14 protein-coding genes and 3 pseudogenes are annotated in these 19,495 nt (G+C 71.6%); 10 read left to right on the forward strand and 7 right to left on the reverse strand.

The annotated features are described in order from the left end of the window. The first annotated feature begins 431 nt into the window (after nucleotides 1-431). The 4 genes from OEIGOIKO_RS09570 (at nucleotide 432) to OEIGOIKO_RS09580 (ending at nucleotide 5,677) form a co-directional block, all read left to right on the forward strand. On the forward strand, nucleotides 432-1,085 hold the full coding sequence (locus tag OEIGOIKO_RS09570) for a hypothetical protein (RefSeq protein WP_125053687.1): 654 nt from the start codon (nucleotides 432-434) through the stop codon (nucleotides 1,083-1,085). Nucleotides 1,086-1,126: 41 nt separating this feature from the next. Next, a complete protein-coding gene (locus tag OEIGOIKO_RS41525; protein WP_170251672.1) occupies nucleotides 1,127-2,638 on the forward strand; it encodes a glutamate--cysteine ligase in 1,512 nt (503 codons plus the stop codon). Continuing rightward, on the forward strand, nucleotides 2,626-4,374 hold the full coding sequence (locus OEIGOIKO_RS09575; RefSeq protein WP_170251673.1) for a flavin monoamine oxidase family protein: 1,749 nt from the start codon (nucleotides 2,626-2,628) through the stop codon (nucleotides 4,372-4,374). The genes OEIGOIKO_RS41525 and OEIGOIKO_RS09575 overlap by 13 nt, the downstream gene beginning before the upstream one ends. 67 nt (nucleotides 4,375-4,441) lie before the next feature. After that, nucleotides 4,442-5,677 (forward strand): metal-dependent hydrolase family protein, encoded by a 1,236-nt coding sequence (locus tag OEIGOIKO_RS09580; RefSeq protein ID WP_125053689.1) that lies wholly within the window; start codon nucleotides 4,442-4,444, stop codon nucleotides 5,675-5,677. 451 nt (nucleotides 5,678-6,128) lie between these two features. Here the strand turns inward: OEIGOIKO_RS09580 and OEIGOIKO_RS09585 are convergent, their stop codons facing one another. After that, on the reverse strand, nucleotides 6,129-6,491 hold the full coding sequence (locus OEIGOIKO_RS09585) for an nSTAND1 domain-containing NTPase (protein WP_125053690.1): 363 nt from the start codon (nucleotides 6,489-6,491) through the stop codon (nucleotides 6,129-6,131). Nucleotides 6,492-6,608: 117 nt separating this feature from the next. On the opposite strand from OEIGOIKO_RS09585, the gene OEIGOIKO_RS09590 reads away from it, so the two are divergent. Beyond that, complete coding sequence (locus OEIGOIKO_RS09590) at nucleotides 6,609-8,159, forward strand: GMC family oxidoreductase (protein ID WP_125053691.1); 1,551 nt, start codon at nucleotides 6,609-6,611, stop codon at nucleotides 8,157-8,159. A 68-nt stretch (nucleotides 8,160-8,227) separates the two neighbouring features. Here the strand turns inward: OEIGOIKO_RS09590 and OEIGOIKO_RS42100 are convergent, their stop codons facing one another. The 3 genes and pseudogenes from OEIGOIKO_RS42100 to OEIGOIKO_RS42615 form a co-directional block, all read right to left on the reverse strand. Next, nucleotides 8,228-8,686: a hypothetical protein gene (locus OEIGOIKO_RS42100; RefSeq protein WP_174857142.1), complete on the reverse strand. Its 459-nt coding sequence runs from the start codon at nucleotides 8,684-8,686 to the stop codon at nucleotides 8,228-8,230. A 249-nt stretch (nucleotides 8,687-8,935) separates the two neighbouring features. Then, complete coding sequence (locus tag OEIGOIKO_RS09600; protein ID WP_125053692.1) at nucleotides 8,936-10,102, reverse strand: bifunctional 2-methylcitrate synthase/citrate synthase; 1,167 nt, start codon at nucleotides 10,100-10,102, stop codon at nucleotides 8,936-8,938. A gap of 139 nt (nucleotides 10,103-10,241) precedes the next feature. Next, nucleotides 10,242-10,786: pseudogene (locus tag OEIGOIKO_RS42615) on the reverse strand (MmgE/PrpD family protein); the annotation flags it as partial. 396 nt (nucleotides 10,787-11,182) lie between these two features. Here OEIGOIKO_RS42615 and OEIGOIKO_RS42620 point away from each other — a divergent pair. Both OEIGOIKO_RS42620 and OEIGOIKO_RS43885 read left to right on the forward strand, forming a co-directional pair. Beyond that, nucleotides 11,183-11,544: pseudogene (locus OEIGOIKO_RS42620) on the forward strand (short-chain fatty acyl-CoA regulator family protein); the annotation flags it as partial. Further along, nucleotides 11,538-12,045 (forward strand): annotated as a pseudogene (locus tag OEIGOIKO_RS43885) (citrate/2-methylcitrate synthase); the annotation flags it as partial. The pseudogenes OEIGOIKO_RS42620 and OEIGOIKO_RS43885, both read left to right, overlap by 7 nt. A gap of 211 nt (nucleotides 12,046-12,256) precedes the next feature. On the opposite strand, the gene OEIGOIKO_RS09620 reads toward OEIGOIKO_RS43885, so the two are convergent. Beyond that, nucleotides 12,257-13,396, reverse strand: a complete 1,140-nt coding sequence (locus OEIGOIKO_RS09620; protein WP_125053694.1) for an acyl-CoA dehydrogenase family protein — start codon at nucleotides 13,394-13,396, stop codon at nucleotides 12,257-12,259. 289 nt (nucleotides 13,397-13,685) lie between these two features. Here OEIGOIKO_RS09620 and OEIGOIKO_RS09625 point away from each other — a divergent pair, with 289 nt between their 5' ends. Beyond that, on the forward strand, nucleotides 13,686-15,350 hold the full coding sequence (locus OEIGOIKO_RS09625) for an AMP-binding protein (protein ID WP_125053695.1): 1,665 nt from the start codon (nucleotides 13,686-13,688) through the stop codon (nucleotides 15,348-15,350). 220 nt (nucleotides 15,351-15,570) lie between these two features. Next, nucleotides 15,571-16,452: a PaaX family transcriptional regulator gene (locus OEIGOIKO_RS09630; RefSeq protein ID WP_125053696.1), complete on the forward strand. Its 882-nt coding sequence runs from the start codon at nucleotides 15,571-15,573 to the stop codon at nucleotides 16,450-16,452. A 13-nt stretch (nucleotides 16,453-16,465) separates the two neighbouring features. Here OEIGOIKO_RS09630 and OEIGOIKO_RS09635 read toward each other — a convergent pair whose 3' ends face one another. Continuing rightward, complete coding sequence (locus OEIGOIKO_RS09635; RefSeq protein ID WP_125053697.1) at nucleotides 16,466-17,230, reverse strand: HAD family hydrolase; 765 nt, start codon at nucleotides 17,228-17,230, stop codon at nucleotides 16,466-16,468. 466 nt (nucleotides 17,231-17,696) lie between these two features. On the opposite strand from OEIGOIKO_RS09635, the gene OEIGOIKO_RS09640 reads away from it, so the two are divergent. Next, nucleotides 17,697-18,308: a TetR/AcrR family transcriptional regulator gene (locus OEIGOIKO_RS09640; RefSeq protein WP_125053698.1), complete on the forward strand. Its 612-nt coding sequence runs from the start codon at nucleotides 17,697-17,699 to the stop codon at nucleotides 18,306-18,308. A 24-nt stretch (nucleotides 18,309-18,332) separates the two neighbouring features. Here the strand turns inward: OEIGOIKO_RS09640 and OEIGOIKO_RS09645 are convergent, their stop codons facing one another. Next, on the reverse strand, nucleotides 18,333-19,349 hold the full coding sequence (locus OEIGOIKO_RS09645) for an MDR family NADP-dependent oxidoreductase (protein WP_125053699.1): 1,017 nt from the start codon (nucleotides 19,347-19,349) through the stop codon (nucleotides 18,333-18,335). Between the last annotated feature and the right edge of the window lie 146 nt (nucleotides 19,350-19,495).

Below are 19,495 nucleotides of genomic sequence, written 5' to 3' on the forward strand. Positions count from 1 at the left end.
ATGCCTCTTTCGGGCCACGCTCTTGCGCCGTCTCCGGATTGACTCGATCTGCACCACCGAAGTGGCCACGCGGCGGACAACGGATACATGGGTGTGTCGAGTTTCCCCCGTGGCGGCAGTGTGTGCGCGAATCAGCCCGGACTGCGTGATTGTTGTGTGCAAAACCATCCGCCTCGCGTGGCAGGTTCAGCGCAGGTGAGGCGGCCTCACTCACGGGCTGCGCACAGTGCGGCTGTTGGCCCGGGAGAGGACGGTCATGGCCAGTTACTGTCCCGGGGGTCTGAATGGCGCTTCGACGGGAACAACGCATGCATACGGAAACTTTCCGCGGCCAAATCGAACAGTACGGTCACGAAGACTGCGCGCCGGGCCGATTCCATTACGTAACACATCAGTCGGTGCGCGTGCGCCCAGAGTAAGGAGGTCGGCCCATGCCTGCCACCGAGTTCATCGAAAGGGTCGGCCTCAATGTGTCCGACCATCTCAGCGCCAATGAGTTTCTCTCCCTGGCCCGGGAGAAAGGAATCGGAAAAGAGCATCTGCAGCGGTTTGCGCTCGCCGAGTTCCAGTCCCAGGAGGCCGAGTTCACCGCGTACGGGTTGCTGTTGTCGCGGTTCCCGCACGAGGTGCCCGGTGGGTTCTTCTCGTTTGTCGGGCACGAGTTGATGAAGGCGCGGCACCGGATGGTCAGCGGGCTGGCCCCGGCGCTGGGCATGTCGCCGGACGAGATGCGCCGCATGCCGCGGCTGGAGCCGGTGCGGCGTTTCACGGAGTTCATCTCCTGGGTGGCACTGCACGCAGGAGCCGGGGAAGCGGCTCTGCTGGCCCGAACCGACTTCACCCTGTGGTGCAACACGTGCGCGGTCCTCGCCGACGTGCTGCGCGAGGCGCAGGACACGCCCGTCGAGGCGGTGGCCTACATCGACGCCTACCGGGAGAACCCGCCGGAGGTGGCTGACGGTGTCCTGCAGGTGATCGAGTACGGCCGGGCGCAGCACGAACCGGACGAGTGGATCACCCGGAGCGCGGTGCGGATGGAGCCGGCGCTGCGCGCGTGGTGGCGGGCCGTGGCCACCTCCGGCTGATACGCGGTCGTGGTCGTCGGTGAACGGATGCGGGAGCTGGTATGGGTCGCCCAGTCGGTGGCGTGTCGTTCGCCGAGGAAGACTTCTTCCGTTTCCGCAGCCGCCTGGCGCAGTGCCTGGACGTCCTGCCGCACGTGGTGGGGCATCGTGACTTCGGTGTGCTGCCCGCCATGGTCGGCGCGGAGCTGGAGCTGTCTCTGGTGGGTGCGGACGGGCGGCCGGCCCCGGTGAACACCGCCGTCCGCGCCGGGTTGGACGACGACCGGATCGCCTTGGAGGTGACACGGTTCAACGTCGAGGTGAATCTGACGCCGGTCGCCCTTGCGGGGTACCCGTTCACCGCACTGGCCAGGGAGGCCACGCTGATGCTGGCCCGTATCACCGCGGTGTCACTGCCTCAATACGGGGCACGGGCTGTGCCGATCGGTACGCTGCCCACCCTCCGGGCGGCGGACCTGACGGCGGACGCTCTGACCCCGGAGTCGCGCTTTCACGCGCTGGAGGACGCGTGGGCTCGGCGCCGTACCGCACCGTTCGCCGTGCGCGTAGGAGACGGGGCGCAGGGCGTCGTTGCGGCGGACTCGGTGGCGGTGCAGGGAGCCGCGTGCTCCTGGCAGGTGCATCTGACGGTTCCTCCTGACCGGTTCTGCCGCACCTTCAATGCCGCCCAGATGGCCAGTGGCCCCGCCCTGGCGGCGGCGGGAAACTCGCCTCTGCCGTTCGGGCGCCGCGCGTGGCAGGAAGCCCGTATCCCGCTGTACGAGCACGGCTTCGGTGACCGGCAAGGCCCCGCAAGGCATCGCGTAAGCCGGTCCCGGGTCGGGTTCGGCCCCGCCTGGCTGCGCGGCGGGCCGCTCGCGGCGTTCGAGGACGCGGTGCGCAACTACGATGTCCTGCTGCCCGCCCCCTCTGACGCGGACAGCGACAGCGGGGCACAAGCGCCGTATCCGCCCTTGGAGGAACTGCGGCTGCATCTGAGCACCGTCTGGCCGTGGAACCGGCCGGTGTACGACCCGGCCGGAAATCTGCGGATCGAGTTCCGGGCGCTGCCCTCCGGACCGACCCCGCTGGACATGGCGGCGAACACCGCATTCCTGATCGGCCTCACCTACTGGCTGGCGGCGGGCGAGCGTGACGTGGCGCAATGCCTGCCGTTCGCCCGCGCCAAAGCCAACTTCTACCGGGCCGCCCGTGACGGCCTGGACTGTGCCCTGTGGTGGCCCCCGTGTTCCCGGAAGACCGCTGCTCGCGAGCATCAGGCGGCCGGTCTCGTCAGGCAGCTCCTGCCGCTGGCCCGGGCAGGGCTGCGGCTGGCGGGGGTGGCCGCCGACGAAGCGGACACCTTCCTGCACCTGCTGGATCGCCGGGTCGCCACGGGCCGGACAGGCGCATGGTGGCAGCAGCAGGCCAGCGAAGAGCTGCGGGCCCAGCCCGGCCAGACCGCCGGCGCCCGCGAGCTGGGTGCGCTGACCGGTTGCTACGCGCGGCTGGCGGAGCACAGCGCCCCTGTCCACACCTGGGACCTTCCCACAGTCCTTCGATGGAGACCCTGATGAACGACAGCGCGCCCCCGGCCACGGACTTGCAGGTCGACTTCCCATTCGACTACCCCGCGTTCGTCTGCGCCGACCGGCGCGTGGGGCGGCTGCCCGCCGAGGCTCTGGGCACACGGGTCGCGGTCGTCGGGGCCGGCGGCAGCGGTCTGACGGCCGCCTATGAGCTGATGCGGGCAGGATGCCATCCGGTGCTGTACGAGGCCGAGAGCAGCGCGGACGGGCCCGGCGGGCGCCGTCTGGGCGGGCGTATGGACAGCCGGCGCCTTGACGAGGCGGACAGTGCCGTCGTCGAACTGGGCTGTATGCGGTTCCCCGACTCCGCGACGCTGGTGCGCCAGTACGCGCGCACGTTCGGTGTGCGGCTCGTACCCTTCCGCGACAACTACGCCGCCGGCTGTACCCCGGTGACCGTGCTGGACGTCGACGGCCGGCAGTACCCCGCCCAGCAGATCACTGACCTCTACGCCCTCCACGACGGCTTCCGGGCCGCACACACCCGCTGGCAGAACGCGCTGACGCGCATCGGCCTCTTCCAGCTGCAGCGGGATGTCGCCGCACGGGACCTGGGTGCCGTGCGGCGGCGCTGGTGCGACCTGACGGCGCGCTTCGAACAGTGGTCGTTCTACCGCTTCCTCCGCGATGTCGAAGGCGCGGGTCTTTCCCACGAGCAGGCCCGGCTCCTGGGCACCGCGGGGGTGGGGCCGGTCGCCTGGGACTGTTTCTTCGACCTCAGCATCCTGGAGATCTGGCGCATGCTGCTGTGTACCGAAGGAAGCACCCAGCTCTACGTCCCCCAGGGCATCAGCCGCCTCGCCGAAGGATTCTGGGCCCACCGCACCACCACCGCGCAGGGACACTCCAACAGCCTTGAAGACCTCAACCACGGCACCTTACGGCCTGCCGTGCGCGCCTTGGACGTCGCCGCGGACGCCGCCGGGGGCGTCGTGGCGCACAGTGAGGACGGCCGCAGCGAACGCTTCGCCGCTGCCGTGTTCACCCCGCAACTGCGACTGCTGGAGACGGAGGTTCGACTATGTTCGGCAGACGGCGCCACTCCGGTCCTGGGGCCCCGGATGTGGCGGGCCGTACGCCGGCTGCACTACTTCCAGTCCGCCAAGACCGCGCTCGTCACCCGGCGCCCGTTCTGGGCAGGCACCTCGCTGGACGGTGTCACCCTCACCGACCGGCTGCCCCGCGCCTGCTACACCCTCGACTACGGGCCCGCCCCCGGCCCCGGGGGCCGCCGGGCCGTGCTGGACCTCAGCTTCACCTGGGCCCAGGACGCGATGAAGATCGCACCGTTCACTGTGCAGGAAAGGGTCGCCCTGTTCGTCCGCGACCTGGCCGCCATCCATCCCGGAGCGGCACCGGACCTGCGCGCGCACGCGGCCGCCGACCCGGCGGTCACCGTCTCCTGGGAGGACAGGAGAAACTTCCAGGGGCTGTGCCGCTTCTCCTGGCCGGGCGACCACCCCTACCAGCGCGACCTGTTCTGCCATTTCATGAAGGACTTCACCGGCACGCCGGCTGTGCCGGGCGAACCTCCCAACGCCCTGTTCCTGGCCGGCGACGACACCTCCTGGTCCCCGGGCTGGCTCGACCACGCCCTGGCCTCGGGCCTCAACGCCGCCTGGGGCGTCCTGCGCCAGCTCGGCGCCCGCAGCGAGCCGGGCAACCCGGGCCCCGGCGACGTCTGGAACGATCCCCGCTACGTGCCGATCACCGTGCCCTGACCGGAGCACTCCCCGCCCCGGCCCGCCTGGTCCCGGTCCACCCCCCTGGCCCTCTACCGGAGACACCATGCCCGCATCCCTTGGCCGAGATCTCCTGCTGCGGCCCGACCGCATCTGGGACGCCGTCCAGGACGGCCCCGTCGAGGAACAGACCGTCCTGGTACGTGACGGCCGCATCGCCGCAGTCGGCCACCACCTCACCGCCACAGCGCAGACGGACACGGTGGCCATGCCCGGCTGCACCCTCATGCCCGGCCTTATCGACTGCCACGTCCATCTCCTGGACGAGACGGCCGAGACGGCACCGTCCGCTTACCAGACCCTCACCGCCGTCCCCGCCCTGCGCACCCTGCTGCACCACGGCTTCACCACCGTACGAGACCTGGGCAGCGCCCACCTGCCCCTGAACGTCTCACTGCGCCGGGCGGTGGAGGACGCACTGATCGAAGGCCCCCGCATCATCGCCGCACCGAACATCCTCTCCCCGCCCGGCGGACACAGCGACAAAGCACCCGAACTCGCCCAACGTTACGGACACCGGATCGGCACCCTGGCCGACGGGGAGCACGAACTGCGCCGCGCGGTACGCGAACAGTCCCGGGCCGGCGCCGACTGGATCAAATTCGCCGGCAGCGGAGGCTTCACCTCAGCGGTCGCCAGCCCCGACAGCACCTCCTACACCCAAACAGAGATGCACGCCATCACCGCCACCGCCGACGACCTCGGCCTGCCGTGCGCCACCCACGCCCTGAGCGACCGCGCCGTACGACGCGCCGTCGCCGCAGGCGTGCGCAGCGTGGAACACGGCTACTTCGCCACCACCACGACCTACCAGACCATGCAGGAAGCAGGCACCTTCCTCGTACCCACCCAGTACGTACAGACCTACTTCCTCGACCGGCTCGACGACGACAGCTTCTGGGCCCGCGACAGCGCCCCGATGCGCCGCAACTACCGGGCCCACGCCGAGCACCTGCGCGAAGGACTGCAAAGGCCCGCCCGAACCGGGGTCACCATGGCCTTCGGCACGGACGCCGGACTGTTCCCCTACGCCGACAACTGGCGCGAGTTCCCCGCCCTGGTGGCCAACGGATTCTCCCCCCTGCGCGCCCTTCGCTCGGCGACCAGCACCGCAGCCGCCCTGCTCAAACGCCCGGACCTGGGCACCCTCACACCCGGCACGACGGCGGACCTGGTCGCGGTCGAAGGCAACCCCTTCCACGACATCACCGCCACCGGCCGCCCCCGCTACGTCATCCAAAACGGCCACCTCATCACCCCGCACCCCGAAACCACCCGCTGAACACCCGACTGGTGAAGCCGGGGCAGTGGTGCGCAGAGCACCGGGGCTGGGGCGTTTCCGATGGCTCCGACGAGTCCTTGCGGAATGATCTTCATGTGGCACGGGAGACCCTTCAGCAGGTGTTGCCGGACCGGTCACGGGCGCACCCCGTTCATACGAACGGAGGGGAAGACGACGTGCGGGAGCCGGGCCGGAGGGAGGGCGAGATGACCACTGCTGTCGCGGAAGGCGACCGGCCGCCCTGGCCCGCTATGGGATCGTCGACACCCCGCCGAGCCGTCCTTCGACCGCATCGCGGCGCTGGCGGCCCGCTGGTTCGATACACCCATCGCCACCGTGTCCATGGTCGACGCGCACCGGGTGTGGTTCAAGGCGGCCTACGGCCTGGCGGAACTCACCCACACAACCCGCAGTGCGGGGCTGACGGAGGGGCGCTGCTGGCCGGCGGTCCCTACGTCACCACGGACGCCCTGCTCGATCCGGCAGCCTGCACCCAATGCTGCACGCACACCGGGCCCGGATTGCGGCCGACCACAGTCATGTTGATAAAGCACACCGCGTCCGCGGACGGGCCCAGGTGTTGTTTCAGCAGCGGCTGCCGGTCTCCGGGCACCGCGACGGCCACCGGCCCGGCGCTGCGGAGCGGGGACTCACCGCTGCCGGACGGACCGGCCAGCGCCGGCAAGGGCCTCTCGCGGACCATGACCATCAGCTGCTGGATGAGGACGTCTCGGCCGAAGAAGCGGTCCTGGTCACCTGTTTCGTAGCGCGTCGGCCCCGGATACGGCGCCTGGTCGGCGGTGTTCCGGACCATCACGGTGACGGAATCAAAGGACGCGTCATCTTCCCGCCGTGCGACCGTGCTGCTTCGATACCTGACAGCGGCTGGGCGAGGCCGTGCAGGAGTGACGACGCTCCGAAGGAGGACCGCGTGCCGGGATTCGACTTCGTCATCGTGGGCGCGGGGACGGCCGGCTGTGTGCTGGCGGCGAGGCTGTCGCAGGACGTGAACACGCATGTCCTGCTGATCGAGGCAGGTGGCTCGGAGGTGCTGCCCGCGCAGATTTCGCCTCCCGCATGGCCGACCCTGCTCCAGACCCCCGCGAACTGGGGAGACGTCACCGTCGAGCAGGCGGCCACCGGCACCTCCGTACGACTGCCGCGAGGGCGCGGGCTCGGCGGATCCTCGGCGATCAACGGCATGGTCTTCGCCCGCGGCCACCGCTTGGGCTACGACCGGTGGCCCGGCCAGGGCGCCAAGGGCTGGGGCTTCGACGATCTGCTGCCGTACTTCCGGCGCAGTGAGACCGCGGTGGGCCGCGATCCGGCACTGCGCGGGAGCGACGGGCCCCTGAGCGTGGGGCCCGCCGACCCGCCGCATCCGGTCATCGAAGCGTGCCTGGAAGCGGCCGCGGAGACGGGGTACGCCAGGGCCGCCGACATCAGCGGCGGCCTGGAGGAGGGCTTCGGGCTGACGGACCTCAACATCGTCGACGGCAGGCGGCAGAGCGCCGCCGACGCCTATCTCGCGCCGGCCCTGGAGCGGCCCAACCTGAGCGTCGTGACCAACGCCCTGGTGCGACGGCTGCGCATCAGCGGCGGGAGCTGCGTCGGCGTGGAGTACCGCACCGGCACCGACGAGGTGACCGTCGACTGCGCGGGTGAAGTCGTCCTGACTGCCGGTGTCATCGGCTCCGCCCAGCTGCTGCTCCTGTCGGGGATCGGCCCGCAGGCCCATCTGGCCGACGTGGGTGTCACGACCGTCCTGGACCTGCCGGGCGTCGGCGCCGATCTCCACGACCATCCGATCGTCAGCGTCACGTCGAGCGCGGCCCGCCCGCTGCCGCCACGGCGCAACAACCACGGCGAAGCCATCGGTCTCCTACGCAGCGATCCCGCTGTCGAAGAGCCGGACCTCCAGGTCGTCTTCGTCGACCTCCCCTCCCACCCGACCTCGGCCACGGATCCCGAGGACGGTTACACCATCGCGGTCTCCGCGATCCGCCCGTGCAGCCGCGGCACGCTGCGCCTGGCAAGCGACGATCCCGGTGCGGCGCCCGTGCTCGATCCGGGTTTCTACACCGACGAGCGTGACCTGGCGGCGGTCGTCGCCGGTGTGCGGCTCGTCCGCGAGATCGGCCACGCCCCGGCGCTCGCGCCGTGGCGTGGCCGGGAGGTGCTCCCCGGGCCAGACGCACACGACGACGAGGCGTTGCGCGCATTCGTGCGCCGGACCCTCACCTCGTACTGCCATCCGGTGGGCACCTGCCGGATGGGGGCCGATCCCCTCTCTGTCACCGGGCCCGACCTGCGGGTCCACGGCATCGACGGGCTCCGGGTCGCCGACGCCTCGGTGTTCCCGTCCATTCCGTCGGCGAACACGGTCGCCACGGTGTACGCCGTGGCCGAACGCGCCGCGGACCTGCTGCGCGGCACCGACTCCGGAAGGGCATCGTCATCAGCGTGCTGCCCACCCGGCTGACGGAGCGGTCCGCTGAACCCCACCCGCACGAGCTGTCGCCGCACCGCCGGCCCGCCCCGGATACCTTTCTAGTGTCCTGCGCCAGAGATTTGTCGGCAGAACTTGAAATCCGCTGCCCGGTGCCGGCGGTGCAGGGCGCTGATGACCTCGCCGGTGGCGACGCCGAATGCGGCGAACAACGTCGTCAGCCCGTTGGGGGCGTAGTCGTGGGTGCGCCGTTCAGGCATGCCCGGCATCATCGGCAGCACCGGCTGGGACCGGTCCAGTGCCTGGATCTGCGCTTTCTCGTCCACCGACAGCACCACCGTGCCCTCGGAAGGGATGAAGTACAGCCCGACGACGTCGTAGACCTTCTCCACGAACAGCGAGTCCGTCAACGGCTTGAAGGCGTCGGTCAGATACGGCTTGAGCTGGAACTTCCGCCAGATCCGGCCGACGGTGGACTTCGACAGACCACTGTGCTCCGCCATCGACTTCCGCGACCAGTGGGCAGCGTTCTTCGGGATCTCCTCCAGCGTCATGACCACGACCGCTCCTACCCGGTCAACGCTAGTGTCGGCGGCCACCCGCAGCTCGCGGGCGACCGTGACGATCCGCGGTACCTCCGGCCCCGCGCACGCCGGCACGATCCGCGCCCGCAGGCCAACGCCTGGGCGGACGACGCGCGCCGCGGCCGCCGCTCCGGCACCGCCCGCTCGTCCTCGGACGACAGCAACGGTTCCAGCTCCGGACCCCGACGAGGAGCTGACGCGCCGGCAGCGGAGGAAGTCACGCAACTACTGACGATCGACTACTGACGCAGGACACCAGATGCTCGCGGGCACTGGCCGCTGGCCGGGTCCGTCGTAGGAGGCGAGGGGCCGGATCAGCGCGTTGTGGGCGAGCTGTTCGCTGATGTGGGCGGTCCAGCCGGCGATGCGGCTCATCACGAAGATCGGGGTGAAGGTGGGAGTGTCGAAGCCCATCAGGTGGTAGGCCAGGCCGGCTGGGTAGTCCAGGTTGGGGTGGACCCCTTTGCGCTTGATCACGGTGTGCTGGAGGGCGGCGTGCAAGGTGGCCAGGCGGGTGGTCTCCGGGCCGGCTGCCCGCGCGACCAGGCGGTCCAGGGCGTCCTGCATGATGGGGACCCGGGAGTCGCCGTGCTTGTAGACGCGGTGGCCGAAGCCCATGATCTTGCGCTTGGCGGCCAGGGCCTCTTCCAGCCATTCCTCGGCGCGCTGCGGGTCGCCGATCTCCAGCAGCATGTGCATGACGGCCTCGTTGGCGCCACCGTGCAGCGGCCCCTTGAGGGCGCCGATGGCGGCGGTCACCGCGCTGTAGAGGTCGGAGAGGGTGGAGGTGACGACGCGGGCGGTGAACGTCGAGGCGTTGAAGCTGTGTTCGGCATACAGGATGAGGGAGGTCTCGAAGCAACGGACGGTCTCGGGGTCGGGCACGGTACCGAAGCACATGTGGAGGAAATTCTCGGCGTAGCCGAGTTCGGGGCTCGGAGGGATGGGGTCGAGTCCCCGGCGGCGGCGCTGGTCGGCGGCGACCACGGTGGGCAGCTTCGCCAGCAGAGTCAGGGACTTGGCCCGGTTGGCGGTAAGACTGCCGTCGTCCTCGGTGGGGTCCTCGGCGCCGAGGAAGCTGACCGCGGTGCGCAGCACGTCCATCGGGTGGCAGGTCTCGGGCAGCCGGGCCAGCAATGCGGAGGTGGTGCGGTTCGTGGGCCGCAGGGAGCGTTCGCGGGCCTGGAAGTCACGCAGCTGGGCGTCGTCGGGGAGTTCGCCGTGCCACAGCAGGTAGGCGATCTCCTCGAAGGTGTGGTGGGTGGCCAGGTCCTGGACCGGGTAGCCGCGGTAGGTCAGGGAGTTGGTCTCCTGGATGACGGTGGAGATCTCGGTGGTGTCGACGACGACACCGGCGAGGCCGCGGTGGATCGCGGGCGTGGTGGTGGGCATGGGTGACTGCTTTCGCTGGTCAGGTGCCGGGCGGGAAAGTGAAGTCAAAGACGCCGAGTCGAAGGCGGCGCCGTCCTTGACCGAGGAGTTCGTAGAGGCGCGGGCGGGCCTGTGTGCGCGGAAGCAGGGACTTCTGCGGACCGTTCACCAGAGTGATCATCGTTCCGCCTCCGAAGGCGCGGCGCTGCGGGTCGGGACCGTAGTAGCGGCGAGTCCGCTGCGCGTCGGCTCCGGGCCCGATGCCGTGGTGGGTGTGGTGGCTTGGGTGCAGGGCCACCGAGCGCACGTTCTCCAGCGGACCGGCCTTCTCGCGGATCCGTCGAGCCAGGTCGCTGATCGCCTGGCCTCGTTACTCGGCGGAATGCTCCTCGATATATGTGTCGAGGGTTGCGTGCCGGGGGCTCGTCCGGCTCCGGGAGCAGGACGGAATAGTCGGACTGCGGGCCATCGAGCTCCCAGACGAGAGCCGTCCTCGCCTTCGTAGACGGGCGAGGGGACGGTCTCGCCGCGCATCGCCCGGGCCAAGGCCAATTGCCGTCCTGCCCGCGAATGCCGGTGAGTACGCCTTCGAGCCCTTGACTGGCGGGTCGCGGTCGTTCGCGCCGCCTGCTGGACCGCCTGGTACCCGGTCTCCGTCAGCAGCTGCAGCAGGGCACCCCGTCCGCCGACTGCGGCGGCTGAGATTGAAGGTCGTGGTGACGCTGCCGGTGTCCACTTCCTCAACGGCGGTGTCCACGGCCGCGAGCTGGCCCTCGCGCGGCAGCCGCCCGGCGCTGAGGTGAACTCGGACACGGTGCTCGATCACGGGGCTCCTCATGCGGTGTCCGGCGGGTCTGATGTCTTCGAGGTTGCCCGTCCGCCGTCCGCTGGGCCAGCGCGCCAATGTGTGGAATCCGTACGGCGCAGAGCTGCGGGCCTGCGAATACTGCGAACGCCAAGTCCGCTAGCAGGCCTCACGGTTGTCACCTTACGTCCGCTTGCGGTAAGGAGGTGCGCCATGGTCAGAAGGCGGGTCGACCGCGAGACGGCGCGGAAGTCTGCGGCGTGGGCGGGAAGGGTTCTTCTCCGAGGCCGAGCTCACTGTGGACCGTGTACGAGGCGTACTCCGCCCCCTCCGTACGGTTCCTGACCCAGGTGGCCGAAATGCCTTGCCGAAAGCGGTGCTTCCAAGTGACTTGCACCATCACCCGCGGCGGCACCGGGCTCCAGGACCCACGCGCCGAGTGTGCGGTCGCGCTCGGACGCGAACTGCACCGCGCCCACCGACTCGTTGAGGGCACCGTCCTGGACGCACCCTGGCCGCGCCCCCGATCGCCCTCGGCTGCTGCCGGGCTTGCGAACGCCGCGACTGCGCCCACCGGGCACGGTCCCCGCCCGGCGACCGGCCGGCCGTCGCCCCGGGCCCGCGGACCTATGTGCCTTATCCGGTCGAGAGCGACGGTTGCTTGGGCTGTTTCCTCAGGAGGCCCCTCGCGATGACGGCTCGGCAGGGAGGAGAGGGCACACCGCAGGCAAGCTGCCTTGTTCCCTCCGGCTGGGGAAACTGCCACAGCACTCGGTTCGCGTGCCGTCGGAAGCCCGGACCAATGCGCCGCTTCTTCCGACGACTGCTCGTCGACACATGTGCTTCGGCCGGGTCCCGGAACCCGAAGTTGTCCGCTGCTTCGAGAGCTCCCTCATCCTGTACGCGGAAGACAGCTTCAACGCGTCGACGTTCACCGCGCGCGTCGTCACCTCCACCCTCTCCGACCTCTACAGCGCGGTGACCGCCGCCATCGGCGCCCTCAAGGGGCCGCTGCACGGCGGCGCCAACGAGGCAGCGCTGCGGCGCAAGGGCATCCACGCGAACGAACCTGGACTACCCGGCGGGACTGGCCTACCACCTGATGGGCTTCGACATCCCCGCCTTCACGCCGATCTTCGTGAAGAGCCGGGTGGCGGGCGGTCGGTGACGGTGGTGTCGGCCGATGTCGACACCAGCCGGCGCAGGACCGTCATCGTCTGGCCGGCCGCCCGCGCCGGGCTCCGGCCCCACCTCGTGGCTCTCGGGCGCCGGGGTACGGAGCTTTCCCGTCTCGGCCCCGAAGACGTCCTGGATTCCCGTACCCGGGCGCTGCTGAGAGACGGGCTGCGGGAGAACGGTCAGGCTGTCGCTCACCCCTCCCGGTACAGCTCCCGCGCGATGATCGACCGCTGGACCTCGGTGGCCCCCTCGTAGATGCGGGGCGCCCGGACCTCACGGTAGAGGTGTTCCAGGAGGTGGCCGCGGCGCAGCGCGCGGGCGCCGTGGAGCTGGACGGCGGTGTCCACGGCGTGCTGGGCGGTCTCGGTGGCCAGGAGTTTGGCCATCGCGGAGCGCTTGGCGATGTCGGGGGCGCCGCTGTCGTACGCGGTGGCGGCCGCGTAGACCAGGAGGCGGGCGGCCTCGACACGGGTGGCCGTCTCGGCGAGCTGGTGGGAGACGGCCTGGAGGTCCTTGAGCGGGCCGCCGAACGCGGTGCGGTCCGCGGCGTGCGCGAGGGCGGCGTCCAGGGCGGCCTGGGCCATGCCCACCGCGAAGGCGCCGACGCTCGGGCGGAAGAGATTCAGGGTGCGCATCGCGACGCCGAAGCCGCGGTCCACCTCGCCCACCACGTCGTCGCGGGTGACCGGGACGCCGTCGAAGGTCAGGGTGCCGATCGGGTGCGGGCTGAGCATGTCCAGCGGGGTGCCGGACACTCCGGGGCGGTCGGCGGGGACGAGGAAGGCAGTGATGCCTCGGGAGCCCGCGCCGCCGCCGGTACGGGCGAAGACGGTGGCGAAGTCGGCCTCGGGCGCGTTGGAGATCCAGCACTTCTCGCCGGTGAGCCGCCAGCGGCCGGCGCTCGGCGGGCCGTCCGGCTCGGCGGCCAGGGTGAGTGCGGCGGCGTCGGAGCCCGCGGCCGGCTCGCTCAGCGCGAAGGCGGCCACCGCGCGGCCCGCGACCACCTCGGGCAGCCAGCGGTCCCGCTGGGCGGCCGTACCGGACTGGACGACCGGGTACGTGCCCAGGCCCTGGAGTGCCAGCGCGGTCTCGGCCTCGGTCGACTCCTGGGCCAGTGACTCGCGCAGCAGGCACAGGTCGAGGGCGCGTACCGGGCCTTCGGCGGGGAACATCCGGCGCAGCAGGCCGAGTTCGCCGAGTGCGGCCACCAAAGGGCGGTTGACACGGCCGGGTTCGCCGCGTTCCGCCAGCGGACGCAGCCGCTCGGCGGCGAGGGCGCGCAGCTCGGCGCACCACTTGCGGTCCTGCGGTTCCAGCGCGAATGCGGTCACGGGCGGCTCCCTCGTCTCGGGGCCCGGGGTGGCCGGGCGGGTCGCTCGGGGCGGTGCGGAGTGCTGTGAGTGCGGCGGCGCCGGTGGCCTGCGCGATGCGGCCCGCGCCGTCGGACCGTATCGCGCTCTGTTGACTGTCGTCACCGACACGTTACGCTGACGGCGGGCCGGCGCGGCAGTGCACAGCAGTACCCGGACGGCTTCCCGAGCACGTCACCGCCGGGGCGCCGGGCAGGCCCGAGCAAGGTTCCGAGCGTCCCCGCCGTCGTCCGCAAGGGGGCACACCGGCATGGACCTGACGCCTTCGGCGCACATCGACACCTTCACCCGCGACCACCTGCCGCCGGCCGGACAGTGGCCGCGCCTCACGGACCTCGGGTATCCCGGCCGGCTCAACTGCGGCGCCGAACTGCTCGACGCCACGATCGAACGGCTGGGCACCGGCCGTCCGGCCTTCCGGGACGCGTCCGGCACGGTCTGGACGTACGGGGAACTGCGCGACCGGGTGGACCGCATCGCGCACGCCCTCACCGACGACCTCGGTGTGCTGCCCGGCCAGCGGGTCCTGCTGCGCGGCCCCACCACTCCCCTGCTGGCGGCCTGCTGGCTGGCGGTGATGAAGGCGGGCGCGGTGGCCGTGACCGTGCTGGCCGCGCAGCGCCCGCACGAGCTGGCGACCCTCTGCGGCCTGGCCCGGGTGGAACACGCGCTGTGCGACGTGCGGGTGGTCGGGGACCTGGCGGCGGCCGGTGTGCCGAAGCTGCGGATCTGCCCGTACGGCGGGGACGGCCCCGACGACCTGCTGCGGCTCGCCGGGCGGCACCCGGAACCGTACGCGGCGGTGCCGACCGCGGCCGACGACGTCGCGCTGATCGCCTTCACCTCGGGCACCACCGGGCGCCCCAAGGGCTGTATGCACTTCCACCGCGACGTGCTGGCCATCGCCGACACCTTCTCCGCGCAGGTGCTGCGGCCCACGCCGGACGACGTGTTCGCGGGCAGTCCGCCGCTCGGCTTCACCTTCGGGCTCGGCGGGCTGGTGATCTTCCCGCTACGGGCCGGCGCGTCGTCGTACCTGGCCGACTGGGGCGGCCCGGAGCAACTGCTGCGCGACATCGCGCGGCACCGCGTGTCCGTCCTCTTCACCGCGCCGACCGCCTACCGGATCATGCTGCCGAAGCTGCCCGGCCACGACGTCTCCTCGCTGCGCCGCTGTGTGTCGGCGGGCGAGAACCTGCCCGCCGCGACCTGGCGGGAGTGGGAGCGGGCGACCGGGCTGCGCATCATCAACGGCATCGGCGCGACGGAACTGCTGCACATCTTCGTCTCGGCCGCCGACGAACGGGCCCGGCCGGGGACGACGGGCCTGCCGGTGCCCGGATTCGAGGCGCGGGTGGTCGACACGGACGGCCGGCCGGTGCCGGACGGCACGCCGGGGCTGCTCGCGGTGCGCGGCCCGACGGGCTGCCGCTATCTGGCGGACGAGCGGCAGCGGGAGTACGTACGCGGCGGGTGGAACCTGACCGGCGACACCTATGTCCGGGACGCGGACGGCTACTTCAGCTATGTGGCACGGGCGGACGACATGATCATCTCAGCCGGGTACAACATCGCCGGACCCGAGGTCGAGGACGCCCTGCTGCGCCACCCCGACGTCGCCGAGGCGGCGGTCGTCGGGCAGGCCGACGCGGAGCGCGGCCAGATCGTGGTGGCCCATCTGGTGCTGCGTACGGGGGTGCCGCGCGGCGCGGAGACCGTGGCCGGGCTGCGCGCGTTCACCAAGGCGGCCATAGCGCCGTACAAGTGCCCGCGCGAGATCGTCTTCCACGACGCGCTGCCCCGGACGCCGACGGGCAAGCTCCAGCGTTTCCGGTTGCGCGAGGGCGAGGTCGCGGGCGGGGGTTCGGCGGGTGGCGCTGCGGAGGGCAAGGGTACGGGCGGTGCCGCCGTATGACCGGTGGCGTGCGGGGCGCCGGCACGCGATGCCGTCGGACCTGCCGTACTTGCCGCGCCTTCCGTAGCCGTACGTGCCGCGCCTCCCGCACCTGCCGTACCGCGTCCCGGCGGCTGCGGCTACGATCGCGCCCTGAGCGGCCACGGTCCGGCAGCCGTTCGCGCGCGCCCGTGCGTCCCGGGGCCGCGGACCGGAGCACGACAAGGCGGGAAACGACCACGTGAGCGACCTGTACGCGCATGGCACGCCGGGGTCCCTGATCGTCACCTTCTACGGTGCGTACGGGCGCGGCCGGCCGGACGACCCCGGCGGCCCGGACGGCCCCCCGGGCCCGGTGCCGGTCGCCGCGCTGATCAGGCTGCTCGGGGTGCTCGGCGTCGACCCGCCGTCGGTGCGCTCGGCGGTCTCCCGTCTCAAACGCCGCGGGCTGCTGGTCGCCGCCCGTACGGATTCGGGAGCCGCCGCGTACGGGCTCTCGGACGCGGCGCACCAACTCCTGGACGACGGGGACCGGCGGATCTACGGCCGGCCCTCCCCCGGGCCGTCGGGCGGCTGGGTCCTGGCCGTCTTCTCGGTGCCCGAACAGGAGCGGCACAAACGGCACTTGCTGCGCTCGCGGCTGGCCCGGCTCGGGTTCGGCACGGCAGCGCCCGGGGTGTGGATCGCGCCGTCCCACCTGTACGACGAGACCCGGCACACCCTGGACCGGCTGCACCTGTCCCCGTACGTCGACCTGTTCACGGGCGCGCACGCGGGCTTCGAGCCGACCGCCGACGCGGTGGCACGCTGGTGGGACCTGGAGTCGCTGGCCGGCCGGCACCGGGCCTTCCTGGCGGCCCACGAGCCGGTGCTGCGCCGCTGGTCGAGCCGCCGCCCCGTCCCCCCCGAGGCGGCGTACCGCGACTACCTGCCGGCGCTCGACGCCTGGCGCCGGCTCCCCTATGCGGACCCCGGCCTGCCTGCTCCGCTCCTGCCCGAGGACTGGCCGGGTGGCCACGCGGCGGACGTCTTCGGCCGACTGCACACCCGGCTGCGGGCGGCGGGCGCGCGGTTCGTACGGACGGCGCTCGACGGGACGGGCCGGGCGGCGGCCACCGCCTGACGCCCCTGCACGGTCAGCGCCTCCGCTGCTGGGAGGCGGTGCCGGCCATCGGCCGCGGCCGGGCGGCGGCGATGGTGGAGACGACTTCCTTGAACGAACCGCACATACGGGTACCGGCCACCGCGGCCAGCTCGCCGAAGCTGCCCACCCCGTAGGTGACCGCGACCGGTTCCATGCGGGCCGTCACCGCCATCCGCATGTCGCTGACCGTGTCACCGACGTACGCGCTCTCCCAAGGTGCCACCCCCAGGTCGGCGGCGGCCCGCAGCACCATCTCGGGGTGCGGCTTGCCGCGCCGGACCATCTCCTGGCTGATGACGGGGCCCAGCAGGTCCCGGATGCCCAGCACGTCCAGCAGGGCCTCGGCGCCCCGGGTCCCCTTCGAGGTCGCCACGGCCAGTTCGATGCCGTGCGCACGCAGCGCGGACAGTCCGGCGGCCACGCCGGGGAAGAGCAGCCGCGGCCCTTCGCGCAGCACTTCGCACGCGAACAGTTCGCGGTAGCGGCCGATGGCGGCCGCCACCGCGTCGTGGTCCTCCGGCATGCCGAGCAGTTTGCCGAAGGCCGGTCCCGGCGGCTTGCCGATCGCGGCGGCGGCCTGCCGGGGGGTGACCGAACGGCCCTGTTCGGCGGCGACCTTGACCAGCAGCCTGCTGATCGCCGGCAGAGTGTTGGCGAGGGTTCCGTCGAGGTCGAATACGGCGGCCCTGATGGTTTCTCCTACCGCGGCCCGCGCGGCGCCTCCGGGACGTGGCACGGCTCCCGCTGAATCACGCATTGCTCGACACCTTCCGATTTCCTGTGAGCCTTGTGCATCTGTGGGTCCGGTCGCCGTCCGTGACGACGGCGCCGGACGCGGGAAGACGTGCCGACGGCGCCCACCCGGCAAGCGGCGGACGCGCCGGTGCACACCGGTGTCCAGGAGCGGCGTGCCCGCGCCGGAGCGGTCCGCTCCGGCAGAGCCCCCTCCCCTGCCTCGCCTCCGCCAGATTTAAAAACCGTCTGCGCTGTTTGTCAATGCACCCTGCTACGCCGCCCACACCCTGGGACAACAGCCCATGTCCCTGCGGTGACGCTGGAACTGAGGGGAAGTGACACAAACAGCAAACACGTTCACACCACCAGCATCAGAAGACCACTGGAATCACAACAGCCACTCCCTGGTCCATTTTTCGAACCGCATGGTTGGTTTAGTATGTAGAATGCGGTGCGCTCACAGCCGGACTAGAGACAGGACGGACACTGTGCCGACGCAGCATCGAGCGATACAAAGCCGCCAGGCTCTCCTCCGATCGGCCGCCGAGGCCTTCACCGAGAAGGGCGTGCCCGCCTCGGGCATGGTCGACATCAGCCGACGCGCCCGGCTGAGCAAAGGAGCCCTCTACTTCCACTTCGCGTCCAAGGAAGACCTCACCTTCGCGGTACGGGAGGAGGCCCTCGGCGCCCTGCGGATCCTGGAGGACGAACTGGCCCGTGCCCCGCACCCGGCGCCCACCGCCGTACGGGACTTCGCCGTCGGACTGCTGGGCCGGGTGGACACCGACGTCGTCGTACGGGCCGGACTCCAGCTGCGCCCGGAAACCGCGCCGGGCATCGCCGAACCGGAACTCCAACAACGATGGTTCGCCCTCTTTCTGGAGAAGATCACGGCCGACCGGGCAGCCGGGAAACTGCCGCCCGGCGACGACCCGCGGCGCTCCGCGCGGCTGCTCACCGCGCTCGTGGTCGGCCTGCTGCACCTGGGCCAGGAAGACCGTACCTGGTGGGAGAAGGACGTCGTCACGGACCTGTGGGCACAGTTACTGCCCAGCGGGGCGGACACGGTCCCCGGGCCCGTCCCGGAACCGGCCCACTGACCGGCCCGTACGCATCCGGCTCCGTCACAACTCGACCAGCACCGCGCCCGTATGGCAGCCCCGCGTCAGTTCGCACAGGGCCCGCGGTGCCTGGTCGAGACCCCGCACCAGAGTGCGGGCGAAGACCAGGGAACCGTCCCGCAGCCCCCGCCCGAACTCCGCCGTCCACTCCTGGGGCAGGTCGGGATGGTCGACCATCGAGAAGCCGCGCAGCGTGACCCTGCGCGTCACCATCAGCAGCGAATCCACCTCGGCAGGCGCCGACCTGCCCGCGCCGCCGCCCAACTGCTCGGAGAGCGCGCCCACCAAGGCGAACCGCGCGCCGGTACGGGCCACCGCGAGCGCCGCGCGCAGCTGTTCGCCGCCGACCAGGTCGAGCAGGACGTCGATGCCGTCCGGCGCCGCCCGGCGCAGTTGCTCCTCGACCGGCCCCGCGCCGCGGAGCACCACGTCGTCGTAGCCGAGCGCCTCCCGGAGATACGGGGCCTTGTGCGCGGACCCCGTGCTCCCGATGACGCGGGCCGCGCCCAGCCGCTTGGCGATCAGCCCCGCCGTGCTCCCGACACCGCCCGCCGCTCCGGTCACGAACACGGTGTCGTCCGGCCGGACTCGCGCGGCACGGGTCAACGCGCCCCAGGCGGTCGCGCCTTGGGACAGATACGCGGCGGAATCGGGCAGCTCCCCCGGCTCGACGCGCCGGGCCCGGCCCTCCTCCACCACCGCGAACTCCCGCCATCCGTACGGGTGCACCACCAGGTCGCCGGGCACGAACCCGCCGCCGGACGTCTGTACGACCTCGCCCAGGGCCGGCCCCCACAGTGCCTGCCCCGGAACGAAGGACGGCATCGGCAGCTCGGCGTCGGTCATTTTCGAGCACATGGCCGCCGTCACCGTCATGACCCGGTTGCGCACCAGCAGCCGTCCCGGCCCCGCGGCGGGTACCGGCGCCTCGGCGAGCGTGAAGTGCTCCGGCCCGAGGGCTCCCCGGAGGCGGGCGGCGAGCCTTACCTCCCGGTGGGTGGCGGGAACGGACGGTCCCACCGGGGCCGAGGAGGCGGACGGGGCTAACCGGGTGCAGGAGCCCGACGGGACCTCGGGGGCGGACGGGTCCGACGGGCCCTGGGGGGCGGGCGGTTCGGGTGCGGCGTTCGGTGCGGGCACGACGGAACTCCTGTGGGATCGGCGGC

The organism is Streptomyces paromomycinus (assembly GCF_003865155.1).
Classification (GTDB): domain Bacteria; phylum Actinomycetota; class Actinomycetes; order Streptomycetales; family Streptomycetaceae; genus Streptomyces; species Streptomyces chrestomyceticus.